Consider the following 17,460-nt stretch of genomic DNA (forward strand, 5'->3'; position numbering starts at 1 on the left):
ATTTAATCCAACTGTAAAAAACAAGTCACATTTCCTCTGCTATACTCTAGTTGAAAGACGTCGAATCGGAAAAGATTTTGTCGGGGGTTAGGGAAAATGAAACAGTGGTGCTCTCTCCTATTTGTATCTATGATCATCCTATTTTCCTCCTTCTTTGTAAGCACTTCCAGTTCAGATGCAGCCGCCGACAAAGCACGGCTCATCATCGAAGCGAAAAAGCTGGTCGGCACTCCTTACCGATATGGCGGCACGACGCCAAAAGGATTTGACTGCTCAGGATTTGTCTACTATACCCATAAAAAAGTTGGCGTCATCTTGCCTCGCACCTCTCGAGAAATGTACAAAAAAGGTACATACGTACAGAAGTCCCAATTGCAACCGGGGGATTTAGTGTTTTTCGACACTTCCAAACGGACGAAAGGCGTCTCCCACGTCGCCATCTATATCGGCAACAACCAAGTGATTCATGCTGTTTCCCGCGGTGTCAAAATCGATAGCTTAAACAGCAGCTATTGGAAAACGAAATATGTCGGAGCCAAGCGTCTATAACGGCTTATCGGAAAAGCTCTCTGTCATATTAAGCGCGCTTAATAGGCAGGGGGTTTTTATTATGCCAAAAAAAGCGGCCCTCCAAAAACTGGAGAGCCTAATACTATATTTCATAGGGGATCGGGGGAATACTTGGAAAACGTTACGCTATTATTCCTTTCCCCTTTTTTCATTTTTTATACACGAAAACAAAAAAAATTTTTCTTTCCTTCATCAGCTACGCCGCCGATAACCCCCCTCGTGTCTTCCGCCTCACCGTCATAAATACCCGTTTCGTGTCGAATGTTATAGATGATGGGCTGTCTGTTCATCGAACTTGGCAAAAGAGAGGTGTTTTGGTTGTTTGTTTCTTCAGAGCTCGGCGTTGACTTAGGCACAATGAATGTCCGGCTGTTTAGCCAAACGAAAGGGCTCATTTTTGACGAACCAGCGGCGGTCGCCTATCATCGCCAAGCGGACAAGCTCATCGCCATCGGCCAACGAGCAAAAACGATGATCGGCAAAGCCCCGGCCCACGTCGAGGTCACCTATCCGTTGCAACATGGCGTGATCGCCGATTTTGAGCGCGCCAAAACGTTGTTGCAGGAAGTGTTTAAACAGTCTAGCAGACAGCTTGGCCTCTCCTTCAAAAAACCGAACGTCGTCATGAGTGTCCCGTTTCACGCCACCTCTGTCGAGCGCCGTTCTTTTTACGAAATCGCCAAACATTGTGGAGCCAAACATATTCACCTGATTGAAGAGCCGGTGGCCGCAGCCATTGGCGCAGACTTGCCGGTCGGTGAACCTGTCGCCAATGTCATCGTCCACTTGGGAGCCGGAAAAACGGAAGCCGCGATTATTTCGTTTGGCGGCGTCGTTGCCTGCCGTTCGCTCCGCATCGGCGGCAATCGGCTCGACGAAGATATCATTCAATATGTTCGCCAGCGCTACAATTTGCTAATCGGCGAACAAACCGCTGAACAAGTGAAAATCGAAATCGGCAGCACTCCCGGGACGTCTTTGACACAAGGAATGACGATTCATGGCCGCGATGTGGTCACCGGATTTCTTAAAGCCATTTCTCTTGATCCCGCCGAAGTGCAGCACGCCCTGAAAGAATCGCTTCTGCAAATCGCCGAAGCCATTCGCGCCGTCCTTGAGGAATGCCCGGCCGAACTGAGCGGTGATATTATCGACCGCGGCATCGTTCTCACCGGGGGCGGGGCCTTGCTTCGCGGCATGGAACAATGGCTTGGCGCCATGCTGCATGTGCCGGTGCATGTGGCGCCCAACCCGGCCGAGGCGGTCGCCATCGGCACCGGCAAAGCGCTGCGGGCGATGCCGAAACAGCTCGGCGCGGCGCTGTAGCGAGCTCCTTTCTCCCAAAAACGAGCGGGCCGCCGCATGATGCAGCTGGACTCTTCCCCATTCATCATGAAAACCGTGTTTCATCGTTCGGCCACATCGCCCACGAGCGCAACGGAAGGCTTCGCCACCATCACGAAAAACCCCGCGTCCATGGCGGGGTTTTTCGTTGATCATCCGACTTGTTGATAGCGGAAAAGGGGCCGGGCTTGGCGCCTCGCTTCCGGGCCAAGCCTCGTCCCCCTTTGTTCCCGTCTACGGAATCATCCACGACAATACCGTCGATTGCAAGTATACAAGAATGCCGATCAAAATGATCAAGAATACGCTATGTTTGACCGTGAAGCGGAACAAGTCGGATTCTTTGCCCGTCAAGCCGACGGCCGCGCAGGCGACGGCGATCGACTGCGGCGAAATCATTTTCCCGACGACGCCGCCGGAGGAGTTGGCCGCCAACGCCAGCACTGGATCCATGCCGATCGATGTCGCCGTCACTTTTTGCAAGTTGCCAAACAATAAGTTCGACGATGTATCGGAGCCGGTGATAAACACGCCAAGCCAGCCCAAAATCGGCGAGAAGAACGGGAAGAACGACCCTGTTTTCGCCAGCGCCATCCCGAGCGTCGTGCTCATGCCCGATGAGTTGGCGATATAGGCAAAGCCGACGACCGAAGCGATGGTGATAATCGGGTATTTCAGCTCATTCAACGTTTCCGCAAACGTCCGCGCCCAGTCTTTCCATGAAATGCCGACAATGAACTTGGTCACGACCGCCGCCAGCAAGATGGCCGTGCCGGCCGCACCAAGCAGCTCAAGCTTATACACCGCCGCAATCGGTTGGCCGCTCGCGTTCAAAATTTGGTTGTTCAACCCCGGCACCGGCGGCATAAACGTCAAATGCGAGCCAATCGCATTGACTGCCTTCAGCAACCCGTTCGTTCCTTCATAGTGGCCGGTGAGCGCCGCCTTCACCTGCGGGATGCCCCAAAGCGAAATCAAGGCCGTCAGCACGAGAAACGGCGACCACGCCCGGAACACTTCCCCGCTGCTGTGCGTTGCACGAACCGCTTGCCCGGCAACCGCCACCTCCGACTCCGTCGCAAAGCGGAATGTGCTTTTCGGCTTCCAATAGTTCAAAAAGACAGCCAACGCGACGATCGACACGAGCGAGGACAAAATGTCCGGCAGCTCCGGTCCTAAAAAGTTCGATGACAAGTATTGCGTCAGCGCGAACGAAACGCCGGAGACGATAATGGCTGGCAGCACCTCAACTGTTTTTTTCCATCCCGCCATAATGAGGACGAGATAGAACGGAATGAACACCGATAAAAACGGCAGCTGCCGCCCGACCATTTTCGAAATTTCCATCGCCGGCACGCCTGTCGGCCCTTCCATCGAGATGATCGGAATCCCGACCGCCCCGAACGCCACTGGGGCCGTATTGGCGATCAAACAGATGCCAGCAGCATAGAGCGGGTTGAACCCCAATCCGGCAAGCAACGCTGCCGAAATCGCCACCGGCGCGCCAAACCCGGCCGCCCCTTCCAAAAACGCTCCGAACGAAAAGGCAATGAGCAGCGCCTGCAGACGCCGGTCTTCGGTGAGCGAAATGACCGAGTTGCGAATGATGTCAAAATGGCCGGTCTTCACTGTCAGCTTATATAAAAAGACAGACGTAATGATGATCCAGCCGATCGGGAGCAATCCGTACACCGCACCTTGCGTTACCGACATGACCGCTTTTCCGGCCGGCATCCTGTAAGCGATTACAGCCAATACAACAGCAAGCAGCAACGTCGTCAGCCCCGCAACATGCCCTTTCATCCGTTTGACGGCCAACGCCCAAAAGAAATACAAAATCGGAATGAGTGCGACAATGGCCGATAACCACAACTGGTCGGCAATTGGCGTAAAATCTTGCTTCCACATGCGGTTTTCTCCTCCCCTTTGTGCCCGACTTGGCGGCGTTCACGAACGGTCATCCGTCCCCTTTATCATCTCCTCCAGTCATCAGATGACCGGATAAGAACGCCGTCTGTCTCAAATTATAAAAGCGTTTTCGGCAAAAGACAATAGGTGTTTTCTTATTTTTTTGAACTTTCCATCCATTGTGTTTCCTCTCCATTGAAGTTCCTCCACCGATGTTGACAGAGGACGAGGATGACCATCACGGCTCGCCGGTGCGGCATTTTTGAAGTTTCTTCACGATGTTGACTAGAACCCAGCCCGTCGCCTTCACACTTCGCCATGCGCGATGATGGAATGACTGGTTTTCCACGAACCGCTGACGCCCTCGTCTGCCGGCAACAAAAAGCGCTTGTCTCGAACGATGATGCTGTATCATAATAGACAGTGCAGGAGCTTTCCTTCCTCACAATCGGAAAGCTACTTTAATCGTATTTGAGGTGGATCCATTGGCATTTAAACGGATTAAAACAAAAAAAATTTACGAAGAAGTGGCGGAAGCCATTTTTGATATGATTAAAAACGGAGAGCTAAAACCTGGTGATAAACTCGATTCCGTTCAGCAACTGGCCGAGCAGTTTCAAGTCGGACGGGCCGCCATTCGCGAGGCGCTCACCGCCTTGAAAGCGATGGGACTGATCGAGCTCAAACAAGGGGAAGGAACGTATGTGCGCGAGTTTGACCCAACGTTGATGACGTTTCCTTTATCGATTGCCGTCTTAATGAACAAGGAAGATATTTGGCATTTGCTTGAAGTGCGCAAACTGCTCGAGGCAGGCGCGGCCTCGCTCGCCGCCACCAAGCGGACAGACCGCGACCTCGATGCGATGACAGAAGCGCTTCGCCAAATGAAAGAAGGGATCGGCAGCGATGAGCTTGGCGAAAAAGCGGATTTGGCCTTCCATATGGCGATTGCGGCGGCGTCGCAAAATCCGATGCTTATGAGCATTATGAACAGCGTTTCCGGCATGATCGTCGAAACGATGCGGGAGACGCGCCGCATATGGCTGTTTTCGAAACAAACGACGACCGAAAAACTGCTTGCCGAACACCAAGCCATTTTCGAAGCCATTCGCGACCAAAATCCGGACGCCGCCCGGGCGCGCATGCTGGAGCATCTGACCAATGTCGAAAACGTGCTGCGCCGCTACATTCGCACTCAGCAACCTGACTGAGTGCGTTTGCTGTGAAAATCCCGCCGGCAAGCGGTCATTTTCATCCCCCGATGGAGGGCAGATCGCTGCCCATGGAACTTTTCCATGAAAAAAATCCTTTCTAACGTAGAGTGTTCGTTAGAAAGGATACCATGTCTTTGGCGATGCACAAAGACCAAAATCCTTAACTGATGGCTATGGGCAGCTAATTGCCTTCTACTCGATTTCAAATCTTTGCTCAGAATTTTTTATTTGTCAAGACTCTCTTTCAGGTGTATTTTCATCAGTATCAATTAGCCAAGGACCATCTCGATTTTCCTTAATGAGAATAAATCTTCGATAATTTTTCCCACCTAAAGTGGGGACCAAATTGGGGTCCTGTACCTTAATGTTAAGTTCCCCATAATAGACTTTGATCGCAAAATATTGTTTATAATTCGGGTCAATCGGGCCTGAGTCATTAGAGATATCAACAAGCTTAGTGATGGTAACCTGCTTCATATTTTTAAGGTATTTACTATACTCTGGTTGTCCTTCGAATTTCAATTGGGGACCTAGAAGGTTGGTGAAAAATCGCTGTTTGCCTTGATCGATGATGGAACGCGCGAACATAGCAGCTGATGCAGCAAGCTTTTTCTACTTGAGAAACGGTTCCGGGAAGCGGTTGCGCGAGTAAATCACCGGCCTTCTAGTATTATGTGTTGTCCCCTTCTCAGCCATCTCCCTTTCGATTCGCTTCATCATATGGAAAGCGGCATCTTTGACTTCATTCCTCGTTTCATTCATCCACACTCTAGACGTTGGACCACCCCCCACATACACTGGCTTCCATCCAACGACAGAGACGCTTTCCACGAAATCGTCCCATTGCTTCTTGAACAAACGGGCCGTTTCCGCAAACGGCGCTTTGACGACTTGCCGGTAAATCGTTTCGAAGATCGGCTTTATTTTATCATCGCACACAACATGGTTCACTTTCGAAAGGGCGGAGGCGGCGTCGATCGCCTCGCGCCCTTGATCGCCGCTTTCCCCGCCATGCCGGCCCCTTTAGCGGGAGGGAAGATTGACGCAAACAGCATTCCGCCCGCCAACAAGCGGTCTCCTAAAGAAAGGCGCTCGCCGGTGATCGGATCGTACTCGCCAAACACGCGCTGAACGTCATACCAGCCGAGAAGCTTCAAACCGAATTCTTTCATGTTGTCGGCGAGCGTCTCGTCCGCTTGGCGCATTGCCGCCGCAGTTCGATAGAGCAGTTCTTCCGCTTCGTTGAGCTTTTCTTCATAGCGCCGCAGCCAATGAATCAATTCCTCCCGCAGCGCTTCAATGGCAGGCGTGCTGACACCGGGGAGGTCCATCGCAAGGGAAGAGGGTTCCCATGACAGCGTCGTCCGCGCCCGCTCGCAAGCGTCTTCGGCATCGGGAATGTGCTTCGCGACCACTTCTAACACATCCGGTTTCAACCGAATCATGTGATCACAACTCCCTATCATTCGACGAAGACGGGCGATTTCCCTGCTGATTCCATCGACCAATTCATCGGCCGTCGCCTCAATCCGCGTCTCGATTTGCCTTGCATCGGCATAGACTCACTCATACGCTTCCCGCGCCTCCCCTCGCAGTATGGAATGTATTGATTATGGGAGTGATAAAAGCCGCGAATATAGATGTTGACATTAACTTATTAGCGATGACTAGCGATCCGCAACACGATCAAAGAAAATATCTTCCAATGTCGGTTTTTCTACTCTTACTTCATATATATCAATATTTTGACGCGACAAATAATCAATCAGCTTTGGAATGTCTGACTCCCGCCAAAGATCACAGCATAAATAGTCACCCGATGTTTGCACATTGGAAATAAAATCGCCGACATCACGTTTTAACGAGTGCGCAATAGAATGATGTTCTTTTTTTATTTTTATCAACAACTGAATCGCTCGTTTATGCATCCCTCTTAACTGTTCCATCGTCCCAATTTTCGAAATGACCCCGTCTTCCATAATCGCAATCGTATCGCATATTTTTTCTACTTCAGAAAGATTATGTGATGTTAGAAAAATCGTCATATCATTAGAAGCAAGTTGCTGAATAAGTTGCTGAATTTCGGCAGCCGATTCCGGGTCCAGACCGGAAGTCGGCTCATCGAGAAATACAACTGACGGTGTTCCTATGATCGCCTGGGCAATCCCAAGCTTCTTTTTCATTCCAAATGAGTAACTGCCGACCTTTTTCTTCTCATGCCCTTTCAATCCTACACTATCTAATATAGTCAACGCATCAACCTTTTTTAGTTTCACGTTTTTCAATTTCGCAAAAAATGTTAGATGTTCTAAAGCTGTTAAATCATAATAATAGTTTGCCGCATCAGGCATAACACCGATCATCTTCTTAATCTCGTTCATTTCCTTGTTCGTTTTCCCGCCAATCACAAAACTCCCTTCGCTAGGGAGCGTAATTCCTGTGAGCATATTAATGGTCGTTGTTTTTCCTGCGCCGTTTTTGCCTAAAAAGCCGAAAATTTCGCCCTTTTCTACATCAAAAGTAACCCCTTTAACGACATAATGATCTTTAAATTTCTTTTTTAGGTTATGTACTTGTATCATTTTCATTACAAATCTCTCCTTTTAAATACCGCCAAGGCGATTAGCAGCATAAGCGCCGCGAAACAAGCAGGAACAAAAGTATAATAGCTTCCTTTCATAATGTAGTAATAAGGCAACACATATTTAACAATTTTTAAAACAAATTGCTTAGATGTGATAGACCATATCCCTAACACCGGTATAGCAATCCCTAATAAAATAGCAATGAATGTAGTATGGGATGGCTTTTTTACCACCAATGAAAGTAATATCGTCACACCGATAGCGTAGGCAAGAAAACAGATCATTTTCAGAAAATCAAAAACAAATAGTTGTCCCGCAAACAAAGCAATGACAGTAAATGAACTTAGAACACAGACGAACCAAAACAAAAAAACCCCAAGAAACTTTCCAATTACAATGGCATTTCTTGAAGACTTTGTAACTAAAAAACGGATTGTCTGATTTTCCACTTCCCGATTTATCACATCATGAGATAACGATAAGACAAAGAGAGACCCAAAAAACATCACAAGTGCACGAATGCTGGAGGCATACACGGATTCACCTTGATCTTGTTGCAATAATTCTAAGTTATTGCTGAAAAATTTAGACGAGGCAAAACTCACAATCAGAAAAAACAAAATCACAGCAATCGATTTAAAACTTTTAAATAAGCTTTTAAATTCTTTTTCAATAATGGCTCGCATGAATCATCACCTACTTTGTTCTCTTTTTCGAACTAAGCGCAGAAACGAAAAGTACTGCAACAATAGCGATCAATATAAAATTGTACGGCGATTGGTTGCGATAAATAAAATAGGCAACAACGGCGGCAGCCAATAGAAGATATCTCATGTTACTCCATTCCTTCCCTGTATATTTTGTAATACGTAAAAATACCGAAGACTACCAACGCTAAAATGCTCAGCAATGTTCCCGCGCGCAACAATATAAGCCCTACAAATAGGCTCAAAATGATATACTTTACAGAGGAAAATATTACATATTTCTTCGTCGGAGATTTTTGTGCTTTAAAATAAAGGCTGATACTATACAAAAAAATAGATATTATCATATTGGTGAACATAAGCGAAAGATGGACTTCACAAAAAATACAGTAGACAACTAATGCAAACCAGCTAAACAAAATATTGAAACATCCTGCCACAAAATCATCGGACATTATCTTCTGCTGATTTGGTACAGGAAAATGATCAACAATGCTGTTGGAACGGAACAATCCTAACATTCTAACCTCATAAAAAAAATAACAACTCATCATAAATACTAAGTAAAAGCTAGAAATTTCGTCATTGGCTCCTTGTACAACATAGCTCCCCCAAGAATATACGATTGATAAAACCGTAATAGTCCAATATTTTAATAATACAGATTGATCCCTTATATATATCTTTATGCTCGTTTTTATGATATTTTGTAACTGCGGATTAAATACTGCTATATAACTCAGTCGGGAGATAACATTGCTCAATCTCCTAATGCCTATAGGAAGATCTGGCTTCTTGACGATTAATAATTTATTAACAAAGACAGGTGCTGCCACCAATGATATAGCAACACTTAATAAGATTATAGAATCATATAGTCTTGTTTGAGAAAAGCAAACCGCATAATAATGGAAATTAAAAAAATATGGCTTCTCATTTTCCGTGAAAAACAAAACAACCAGAAAAATTATCGGGATTAAAAAACGCCAAAAATACCTTCTTTTAACTAAATAGGATATATACTCTATCACTTGAGACACGAATATTAGAGAAAGAATCCGAAAAAAATAAAGGGCCATAAGTAACAATGGAGTTTGAATTATAACTAGGACAATAAAATTTAAAAAATAGAATCTCATTTTATCCCGGTTAAATAGTTTGCATAATCCATTTAAGATAACTATTTTAAATGGGTGTATAGGTGTTTTTTTTAAAAAAACAAATAATGCTTCAATACTTTCTCTTTGATTTCCGTTCATAAATATGGAAATTATGTGTAGAAGGAAAATGGCTAATGGGACTATCTTCAGTACAATATCAACTTGAAACATATGCAGCAAAACAGCCAATACTCCTCCAAAAAGAGCAGCAGTTCCCCAAGATAGCAATTTGTTAACATGCCCTTCTACTAGCTTTGTATAAATCATAAAATATTGTTTAATGAGCATGTTATTCTAGACTCCCTTTTATAAATAATCGTCCTCTTTAATTGTTCTATTAATGATTTGATAGCACCTATCCGATACCGCAATAGCCTCTTGGTATAAATGGCTTGTAAACAAAATAGAGTGACCCCTCTTTTTCTTCTCTAAAAATATCTCCCTAACCGCTTGGACTGACGGTGCATCCAACCCCTCAAAAATCTCGTCACAAACTAACAAAACTGGATCATATAATAAAATACCCATAAGTACAATTTTTTTTCTTGTCCCAAAAGATAAATTTCCGATTAGTTCATCTAAGTAAAGCTTTACAGATAATTTCTCTGATAGATGTTCAATTTTTCTGCTCGTCTCTTTTTCAGATAAAGAAAAAACACCTTTTATAAATGAAAAATACTCATTAGGGGTTAAAAGCTCACAAAAAGAATAGTCATCCGTTGGCACAAATCCACTGTGCCTTCTAATTTGGATTCTTTTCGTTATATCATATCCGTTAATCTTAACTAATCCCGATTCAAAATTTGTGTACCCTAATATGCAATGTAAAAATAAACTTTTTCCTGTTCCGTTCTTTCCGAACAGACAGCATATTTCTCCTCTTGCGATCGCCATATTGCAATCCTTTAAAATAACTTTGTGATTTATCATCTTTGTAAAATCCCTTACATATAATACATTGGAACCCATTGACATATAACTAAAACCTCGTTATAATTTATTTAATGAAAATAGGCTAGAACGCATCTTTTTTATTGTTAATAATGTGTTCTAGACAAATCAGCTCGAATGGCTGCAAAGGGATTTAGAGGGCCCCCTTTGTAGCCATTTTTATTTTTATAGCCACAGGCTACTTTATAGCCACAGGCTACCGTGCTAATTAGAAACCTAATAATTTTGCGATAGCCTCAATAACAGTAGACGATAACCCTGAAAGGTAATCAATAAGCGCACTAAGACCTTGGGCAATTGCATTTACAATCGCGCTACCCGCAACAGCGATAATCGCCTTTTTGATCCAATCGCTGAGCTTAGGCCAATTTCGAATTAAATATTCGGCAATTTTTCTAATTAGAGTTGCCATATTTTCATCCTCCTATCAAGGATGCGTTCTAGCCTACGTTCTACATTTTAAGACAACTTGAAATAACAAACATCCGTATTTTCCACAATTTTGATTACGGAAAATACCTATTTTTCAATCGTTTTGTCATATAAGGGAGAACTTTGAGGAACACCCTAGGGGGCCGGTGATTTACTCGCGCAACCGCTTCTCAGAATCGTTTCTCAAGTAGAAAAACTGATTGCATCAGCTTCTATGTTCACGCGTTCCATCATCGATCAAGGCAAACAACGGTTTTTCACCAACCTTCTAGAGGCTTATTCGTATAACGGGTAATGACAGATCATTTTATCCGCGCGTTGATTATCCAATGAAATCCATGCAGAATATACCCGAGTTCGACAGTTTTGAGGTCATTTTAGGCAAACGAAAATGGCCAAAATGCTGTTATATCAAGGGTTTCGTGATGTGGATCCTAGAAAAAAAACGCCGAATTTCATAGGCACACGATTTATTAATTTTTCCTTTTAAACATAAATTTTATACGTTTAGGCATGTACATACGACTCACATTTCGCACCCTCTCGACAAAAATCGGGAGGATTTTTTTATCTTCCTGTCGAATAAAACCTTGAAACACAAGGAAAGCAAAGGAGTTTGCCCATCATGGACGTTCGAATTCGGGCCATTTATGAAAGTTCTTATTTGAATATAATAAGCGCCCTGTTCAAAGATCTTGACCTTCCTCAGTTGATTGATCATCTCGTTCCCGTGAATCCGCAATGCCAAACTCGAGCCAGCGATATCGTCAAGCTAATCGTTCTGGATATCTTGAGCGGCCGGCAAGCGCTCGTTCATTTGGAACAATGGGTGCATGACATCGATTTGCCGAAGCTGGTTCGGCCAGGGCTGGAGCCGTCTTGGTTCAACGACGATGCCATCGCGCGTCATTTGGATCGACTGTATGAGGCGAATATCCATCAAGTCCTTTCGTCTTGCCTCGTGCAGATCTACAAGAAAGAAGGCCTCTCTCTTCGCGTCTTCCACGCCGATACGACGGACAAGACCGTTTACGGCGCGTATGAATCGGTCTCGTCAGAGGCCCTGCAGATCACGCATGGCTACAACCGGCACCATCGTTGGCAAAAACCAATCGGTTTCGGGCTGATCGGCAACGAAGACGGCATCCCGTTTTACGGCGATGTGCACGACGGCAACGTGCCGGACAAAACGTGGAATCCCGAGGTGCTCTCCCGTGTCCATGAACAGCTGAAGCAAGCCAAGATCCAAGACGAATGGATTTACGTGGCGGATTCCGCTGCGATGACGAAAGACACACTGACGCAAACGAAGGCTGCCAATGCCTTTTTGATCACGCGGGGCCCTTCGTCGCTTCGGATCGTGAAACAGGCATTGGCGGAGGCCGATTCGCCTCATATCCCGTGGAGCGACCCCTTTACGCTGGCGGAGAAAAACGGTGCCACGTATCGGGTATGGGAAACGGCCTCGACTTATGAAAGCCATCCGTTTCGGCTGATCGTCGTCGAATCGAGCTCGCTCGACCAGCGAAAAGGAAAGACGCTCGACAAAGAGCGGACCAAAGAAGCGGAGCTTCTTCGCGAGGAACAAGCCCGTTGGGAACGCCACCCCTTCTCTTGTCGGGCAGACGCCGAACAAGCCTTGGCCTCCCTCAAGGCGTCCCTTCGCCCCCAGTTTCATCGGGTGGAAGCCGTGGTCGAAGAGATCGTTCGCCCGAAAAAACGGCGCGGACGACCGAAAAAAGGGGCGGAACCCGAGATGGAGACGCTGTATCTTGTGCGCCTTGACGTCGAATTCGACCCAAACGCTTGGGAACAGGCGAGACGGAAAGCGTCCCGGTTTGTCCTCGTTACGACCGTTCCGAAGGAATGGAAGGGTCAACCGATGGAGGCAAAAGAGATCTTGAAGTTGTATAAAGGCCAAATCTCCGTGGAGATGAACTTCTCTTTCTTGAAAGACCCGTTCTTTACGGATGAGATTTACGTCAAAAAACCAGAACGGGTCGCGGTATTGGGCTATTTGTTTCTGTTGGCCTTGGCCATTTACCGCGTCTTCCAGCGCCGGGTGCGTCAGTTCATCACCCCGGAACGCCCATTAAAGGGCGCGGGAGGCCGGAAACTGACCCGACCCACCGGGCAGGCGATTTTTCAGTTGTTCCGGTATGTGAAAGTCGTCCTACTGGAGTTGCCGGATGGGCACATCCAACGCGCGTTAGGGAAACCGCTCACCCCTGATCAGCGAAGGATCCTGCAGGGATTGGGCATGGATGAGAGCATTTACGTGTAACGTCATACCCGAGTTCGACAGTCACTAGGCAAACAAAATGCCTCTCATCCCTTGATACCAAAGGGACGAGAGGCATTTGGGCATACTTTGGGCGTGTATCTAGGTGCGAGGATGAATGCCTAGAATCTTCGGAGGAGGCTCCAGCCCTAGAGCCGCAAAGAATTGAGCCTGTTTGGCCGTCAGTTCGGTTCGTTGATAAAGGTCACCGTTTTTTGAAGAAAAATGTCCAAGCATGAGACGTTCGCATTCGTCCCTTACGTTCGGCCACGATTCATGGGTTCGAATCTCCACGATCCGAACTAACAAGAGAGCAAGCCAACTGAGCAGCACATGTGCCCGAATGCGGTCTTCCAAGCGATGATACATAGGCCGCAATTCCAATGTAGACTTCAATGTTCGGAAGGCCTGCTCAATATCCACCAGCTGCTTATACCCGATGGCGACATCTTCGGCAGACAAGGTGTCATCGGATGTCCGGATGAGATATTTGCCGTCGTACTTTTCCGCGTCACGAACCGCTTGCTTGTCGATGCGAAGGGTTCCGTCCTTCAACTGGCGCAAGTATTTTCCGTAGGACGGATGGGAACGCAACCGGCAGGTCGCCTTATGATGGGCTTCGTTTGGGAGTTGGCGAAGCCCTTTTAACTCCTCTTTCAGCGATTCGAGCAGCTTTTCTCGCTCCTTGCGTTGGCGTTCGGCTTCGCTGGGATTGTACACGAGAACATAGCGCTGACGCGCTTCTCCGTCGCCGACGATGATTTCTTTGATGTGCAAATTCTCGTCCACTTCATGATAACGTCCGCGACGGCTTAAGGCCTCTTCGACGGCGGCTTTGCCGGATCGCATTTTTTCGCCGACAATGTAGTGTCCGCCGGCCTGTTGCAAGATTCGCAAATTCTCTTCAGAGGAAAAGCCGCGGTCCATGACGCTGATCACACGTCCAAGCTTCCAGCCAATCAAGTCTTGTTTCACCTGTTTGATGACCGTCATGTCCATCGTATTGCCAGGCCATACCCAAGCGCGAATCGGGATTCCTTCCCGGGTGACAGCCAGCCCAATGACGATTTGAACCAAGTCTGGGCGTTTGTCTTTCGAGAATCCTTGTTTTCGAAGCGATTCTCCTTCCGGTGTTTCAGAGGGATCCACTTCGAAGTACGACGAAGTCGTATCGAAGTAAATCAAGTCGACTTCCAAATTCAATAAATCGGCCACAGCATGGAACACTTGACGTTCCAATTCCGGCTGCACGGCCAGCAGTTCATCCATCGCCCGGTACAACTGGTGGCTGGCGGCTTGAGGAAGGTGAGGGATATACACGTCTTTCTCCACCCACTCCTCCATCGCCAACTTGCTTGACGGATGAAGGGCGCGATTCGCCACCATGGCAAAAATCAGCCGTTCCAGCGAAATCTGGTGATGTCGGGAGGTAAACAAGGAGTGGAGAATCTCTCCCAACCCCAGTTGTCTCCAGAGCTGATCCAAGAGCCAGACGCCGCCGAGGTGTTTGCATGACTGGAATTGAAAGTCATCGGAAGCTTCTCCTGTCAACGTTTCGACTTCCCAAGCCTGCTCAGGAGAAAGGAATCGCGAAATGCTTTTGGCCAGACGCTCCAAGACAGCGCGATCCACTTCGTCTTCGCGCCCGAACGAATAAATCACCTTCGCTTTCGCATATTTGGCCTTCGGATCCCATTCGTTGTGAGCAAGCTGGAGATACGCCACGGTTGTTCCATCTTTGTTTTTGCGTGTAACTCGTCGTATGTACATGCCTATATTATAAATTATAAACTTTATTTTTAAAAGGGAAAATTAATAAATCGTGTGCCTATTAAATTCGACGTTTTTTTCTAGGGGAGGCGTGGTGAAACCCTTGATATAACAGCATTTTGGCCATTTTCATTTGCCTAAAATGACCTCAAAACTGTCGAACTCGGGTCATACGGAACGACTAGATATGGTAAAAAAAGGATTGCCATCGCTCATTGTGTTGGTCGAAATGTTATTCTAAAAAACGAAATAAAAAATCCTTTCTTTCTACCCTGTTAGGGTGCGAAATGTGAGACCGAAGATATCGCGCTTGGATATAAGCAATTGGTGGATATCGAGCAGGCCTTCCGGACATTGAAGTCCACATTGGAATGGCGGCCTATGTATCATCGCTTGGAAGATCGCATTCGGGCGCACGTGCTGCTCAGCTGGCTCGCTCTTTTGCTGGTTCGGATCGTGGAGATTCGAACCCATGATCGGGTATCAAGAACAATAGGTTATTGAAGTATCTGAAAACAAATACAGGCAGAGTACTCGTTGAGACACTATACCCTGCCTCTTTCCTGAAACCTAGTGATATGCAATATGCTTTATCCGAAGCTTTATATCTTATTGGATTTTTCCTTTTTAAAAATGTTTAAAAGCGATGAAGATAGAAAACCAACTGCAATTGCCACGATAATCTTTCCTGACATCTGATTCGTATATCCCATTGTAAATAAGTATACAATTGTAATAACAGAAAGAATTAATATGATAAAATACATTGTTCTCATTGCTCTAGCTCCTTTAGTTTTCCATTTGACATTTCATAAAATCTTGTTGCTAGTTCATATTGTAATTCTTTTAAGTGACTAACAAATAAAATTGCTCCCCCATTTTGACTATATGTTTTTAGTAAATTTATTGCGATGTTTTGAGATTTTTGATCTAAAGCCGTAAATGGTTCATCAAGAAACATCAACCCCGTCTCCCTTGCAAACATTGCAATAAAAAACAATTTATGCTTCATACCAAGGGAATAATTCTGAACCAATTCGTTTAAATAGGAACTCATATTAAATACTTCACATAAATCATACACCTTCTTCCAATAATTATCTTTATCTTTTATGTCCCATAAATTTTCTATAAGTTTCAAATTTTCCTTTCCCGTCATTAAATCATAAAGATACGGTTTATCAGGAATATAAGCGATCCTTTTTTTATATTCCAATAAGTTAGACAGAGGTTTACCTTCAAAATAAATACTACAGTCTGTATGAATTATCCCACTCAATATTTTTAAAAGTGTAGATTTACCGCTGCCATTATCGCCTATAATACATACTCTATCTTTTGATTTTATAGTTAGAGATAAGTTGCTAATGATATTGTTTTTATCATATGAAAATGTTAAGTTTTTCACAACTAACTTAGCTTGCATAATGAACAACCCCGTAACTAGTAGTAGAAAACGTAATAAAGAGAATAATAGCTGCAATGATAAAACTGATTTTTTTGGTAACCCCTACGTAATTAACTAGTCCAAAATATAAAATTCGTATATATAGTATATTCACAATTAATAATAAAGTTATTGTTAAAGTGTAAAATAACTGTGGTGCATTGTTAATCCAAATTATATAAAGAGTAGCTGCATTAAATAGAAAAATAAAGGAATTAGCACTTAATACAACAGTATACAATCTCAAAACTGAAAAATCTTTTTTTAAAATAACCAAAATAATACCTAACAGAACTGAGAAAATAAAATTAATAATATAGTAAAATGGGATAGTTATGAATGTAGCTACGAGAAAAAATCCAATAATCTTTTTTGGTTGGTGTATATCTAGTACATTTGCCACCCATAGCTCTAAAAACATCATTGCAAATAGTAAAACAAATAAGTTAAAAAATAAAAGTTTATTGGGTGTAACATTCTTTTTAATAAAAAAGAGACTAGGGTTCAACCAAATAGTCATCTTCATGCCATACCCCCTTTGTATTATTTGTATTTAAGTCACAGAGATTCTAGAGAACCACTTTACTTATGTTACTTTCTACCCAACTCGCGAATAACAACAATAAAATAGCTATCAAAATTAGAATAGTTCCATCTTTAATGAGTCGAGGAAGAGGAAGCTTACTCCATTTTCCTATACACATTAAGAAAGATATACTTGACATAAATCCTACTGTAGCGCAGGAAACTATAGCAGCTAATTCTATAAAAAAATGGGGCATTAGTCCTGTTAGTATCGGCAGAAATCCGTAATCCGCAATTGCCCCGTATATTACAATACCAATTATGTATCCATTTATAATTAATACGATTGATGATAAAACACCTCCGGTTAACAATCCCGATACAATAATAAATATACATATTTTTGTATTATTAACAAAAATATCAAGCATTTCAGCTTCTTTAGGCCTAAATGTACTATAATCTCCCAAAAAACCTGCTACTATTCCTATAAGTACACTAACCGAAAATATTAAAATACATAGTAACATAACTCTTTTCCAACGTTTAATAATCCCTTGCAACAT

General features: G+C 44.7%; 15 protein-coding genes and 2 pseudogenes. 5 read left to right on the plus strand and 12 right to left on the minus strand.

All coding sequences use genetic code 11. The features are described 5' to 3' along the window. Nucleotides 1–96 precede the first annotated feature (96 nt). Both N685_RS0102975 and mreBH read left to right on the plus strand, forming a co-directional pair. Nucleotides 97–549, plus strand: coding sequence for a C40 family peptidase (locus N685_RS0102975; RefSeq protein ID WP_031405735.1), 453 nt, complete (start codon nucleotides 97–99; stop codon nucleotides 547–549). Between the two features lie 339 nt (nucleotides 550–888). Continuing rightward, nucleotides 889–1,896 (plus strand): rod-share determining protein MreBH, encoded by a 1,008-nt coding sequence (gene mreBH / locus N685_RS0102985; RefSeq protein ID WP_031405737.1) that lies wholly within the window; start codon nucleotides 889–891, stop codon nucleotides 1,894–1,896. A 252-nt stretch (nucleotides 1,897–2,148) separates the two neighbouring features. Here mreBH and N685_RS0102995 read toward each other — a convergent pair whose 3' ends face one another. Beyond that, nucleotides 2,149–3,822 carry an L-lactate permease gene (locus N685_RS0102995; protein WP_031405739.1) on the minus strand — a complete coding sequence of 558 codons (1,674 nt, stop codon included), beginning with the start codon at nucleotides 3,820–3,822 and terminating at the stop codon, nucleotides 2,149–2,151. A 485-nt stretch (nucleotides 3,823–4,307) separates the two neighbouring features. Between N685_RS0102995 and N685_RS0103000 the strand changes: the two genes are divergently transcribed. After that, nucleotides 4,308–5,033, plus strand: a complete 726-nt coding sequence (locus tag N685_RS0103000) for a FadR/GntR family transcriptional regulator (RefSeq protein ID WP_031405741.1) — start codon at nucleotides 4,308–4,310, stop codon at nucleotides 5,031–5,033. Nucleotides 5,034–5,267: 234 nt separating this feature from the next. Here the strand turns inward: N685_RS0103000 and N685_RS20255 are convergent, their stop codons facing one another. The 7 genes and pseudogenes from N685_RS20255 to N685_RS0103040 all read right to left on the minus strand — a co-directional run bounded on the left by N685_RS20255 (nucleotide 5,268) and on the right by N685_RS0103040 (nucleotide 10,851). Next, nucleotides 5,268–5,624, minus strand: a complete 357-nt coding sequence (locus N685_RS20255; protein ID WP_031405744.1) for a DUF4829 domain-containing protein — start codon at nucleotides 5,622–5,624, stop codon at nucleotides 5,268–5,270. 90 nt (nucleotides 5,625–5,714) lie between these two features. Next, nucleotides 5,715–6,481, minus strand: a pseudogene (locus tag N685_RS18595) (pre-toxin TG domain-containing protein); the annotation flags it as partial. A 222-nt stretch (nucleotides 6,482–6,703) separates the two neighbouring features. Beyond that, a complete protein-coding gene (locus N685_RS0103015; protein WP_031405746.1) occupies nucleotides 6,704–7,624 on the minus strand; it encodes an ABC transporter ATP-binding protein in 921 nt (306 codons plus the stop codon). After that, nucleotides 7,624–8,307 carry an ABC transporter permease gene (locus N685_RS0103020; RefSeq protein WP_031405748.1) on the minus strand — a complete coding sequence of 228 codons (684 nt, stop codon included), beginning with the start codon at nucleotides 8,305–8,307 and terminating at the stop codon, nucleotides 7,624–7,626. The genes N685_RS0103015 and N685_RS0103020 overlap by 1 nt, the downstream gene beginning before the upstream one ends. 149 nt (nucleotides 8,308–8,456) lie before the next feature. After that, entirely contained in the window at nucleotides 8,457–9,776 is a 1,320-nt protein-coding gene (locus N685_RS0103030; RefSeq protein ID WP_031405750.1) for a hypothetical protein, read from the minus strand. Nucleotides 9,777–9,794: 18 nt separating this feature from the next. Next, nucleotides 9,795–10,418, minus strand: coding sequence for an ATP-binding cassette domain-containing protein (locus N685_RS0103035; RefSeq protein WP_237746866.1), 624 nt, complete (start codon nucleotides 10,416–10,418; stop codon nucleotides 9,795–9,797). Between the two features lie 229 nt (nucleotides 10,419–10,647). Continuing rightward, entirely contained in the window at nucleotides 10,648–10,851 is a 204-nt protein-coding gene (locus tag N685_RS0103040; RefSeq protein ID WP_031405755.1) for a hypothetical protein, read from the minus strand. Nucleotides 10,852–11,496: 645 nt separating this feature from the next. On the opposite strand from N685_RS0103040, the gene N685_RS0103045 reads away from it, so the two are divergent. Continuing rightward, nucleotides 11,497–13,155, plus strand: a complete 1,659-nt coding sequence (locus N685_RS0103045; RefSeq protein ID WP_031405757.1) for an IS1634 family transposase — start codon at nucleotides 11,497–11,499, stop codon at nucleotides 13,153–13,155. Nucleotides 13,156–13,254: 99 nt separating this feature from the next. Here N685_RS0103045 and N685_RS0103050 read toward each other — a convergent pair whose 3' ends face one another. After that, nucleotides 13,255–14,922: an IS1634 family transposase gene (locus N685_RS0103050; protein ID WP_031405759.1), complete on the minus strand. Its 1,668-nt coding sequence runs from the start codon at nucleotides 14,920–14,922 to the stop codon at nucleotides 13,255–13,257. Nucleotides 14,923–15,219: 297 nt separating this feature from the next. Here N685_RS0103050 and N685_RS19950 point away from each other — a divergent pair. Further along, nucleotides 15,220–15,393: pseudogene (locus N685_RS19950) on the plus strand (IS1634 family transposase); the annotation flags it as partial. Nucleotides 15,394–15,694: 301 nt separating this feature from the next. On the opposite strand, the gene N685_RS0103060 reads toward N685_RS19950, so the two are convergent. The 3 genes from N685_RS0103060 to N685_RS18600 are packed head-to-tail and all read right to left on the minus strand — an operon-like array spanning nucleotide 15,695 to nucleotide 17,460. Further along, nucleotides 15,695–16,348, minus strand: a complete 654-nt coding sequence (locus N685_RS0103060) for an ATP-binding cassette domain-containing protein (RefSeq protein ID WP_031405761.1) — start codon at nucleotides 16,346–16,348, stop codon at nucleotides 15,695–15,697. Beyond that, nucleotides 16,338–16,895: a hypothetical protein gene (locus N685_RS0103065; RefSeq protein WP_031405763.1), complete on the minus strand. Its 558-nt coding sequence runs from the start codon at nucleotides 16,893–16,895 to the stop codon at nucleotides 16,338–16,340. Before N685_RS0103065 ends, N685_RS0103060 begins: the two co-directional genes overlap by 11 nt. 43 nt (nucleotides 16,896–16,938) lie before the next feature. Next, nucleotides 16,939–17,460: a stage II sporulation protein M gene (locus N685_RS18600; RefSeq protein WP_051870789.1), complete on the minus strand. Its 522-nt coding sequence runs from the start codon at nucleotides 17,458–17,460 to the stop codon at nucleotides 16,939–16,941.

Origin of the sequence: Geobacillus vulcani PSS1 (assembly GCF_000733845.1) — a bacterium.
Classification (GTDB): Bacteria; Bacillota; Bacilli; order Bacillales; family Anoxybacillaceae; genus Geobacillus; species Geobacillus vulcani.

Coding starts and splice junctions, on each gene's coding strand:
- N685_RS0103030 (WP_031405750.1), bottom strand. CDS start 9,776: ATGCTCATTAAACAATATTTTATGATTTATACAAAGCTAGTAGAAGGG.
- N685_RS0103015 (WP_031405746.1), bottom strand. CDS start 7,624: ATGAAAATGATACAAGTACATAACCTAAAAAAGAAATTTAAAGATCAT.
- N685_RS0102975 (WP_031405735.1), top strand. CDS start 97: ATGAAACAGTGGTGCTCTCTCCTATTTGTATCTATGATCATCCTATTT.
- N685_RS0103035 (WP_237746866.1), bottom strand. CDS start 10,418: ATGATAAATCACAAAGTTATTTTAAAGGATTGCAATATGGCGATCGCA.
- N685_RS0103045 (WP_031405757.1), top strand. CDS start 11,497: ATGGACGTTCGAATTCGGGCCATTTATGAAAGTTCTTATTTGAATATA.
- N685_RS0102995 (WP_031405739.1), bottom strand. CDS start 3,822: ATGTGGAAGCAAGATTTTACGCCAATTGCCGACCAGTTGTGGTTATCG.
- N685_RS0103060 (WP_031405761.1), bottom strand. CDS start 16,348: ATGCAAGCTAAGTTAGTTGTGAAAAACTTAACATTTTCATATGATAAA.
- N685_RS18600 (WP_051870789.1), bottom strand. CDS start 17,460: ATGTTGCAAGGGATTATTAAACGTTGGAAAAGAGTTATGTTACTATGT.
- N685_RS0103020 (WP_031405748.1), bottom strand. CDS start 8,307: ATGCGAGCCATTATTGAAAAAGAATTTAAAAGCTTATTTAAAAGTTTT.
- N685_RS0103050 (WP_031405759.1), bottom strand. CDS start 14,922: ATGTACATACGACGAGTTACACGCAAAAACAAAGATGGAACAACCGTG.
- N685_RS0103040 (WP_031405755.1), bottom strand. CDS start 10,851: ATGGCAACTCTAATTAGAAAAATTGCCGAATATTTAATTCGAAATTGG.
- N685_RS0103065 (WP_031405763.1), bottom strand. CDS start 16,895: ATGAAGATGACTATTTGGTTGAACCCTAGTCTCTTTTTTATTAAAAAG.
- N685_RS20255 (WP_031405744.1), bottom strand. CDS start 5,624: ATGTTCGCGCGTTCCATCATCGATCAAGGCAAACAGCGATTTTTCACC.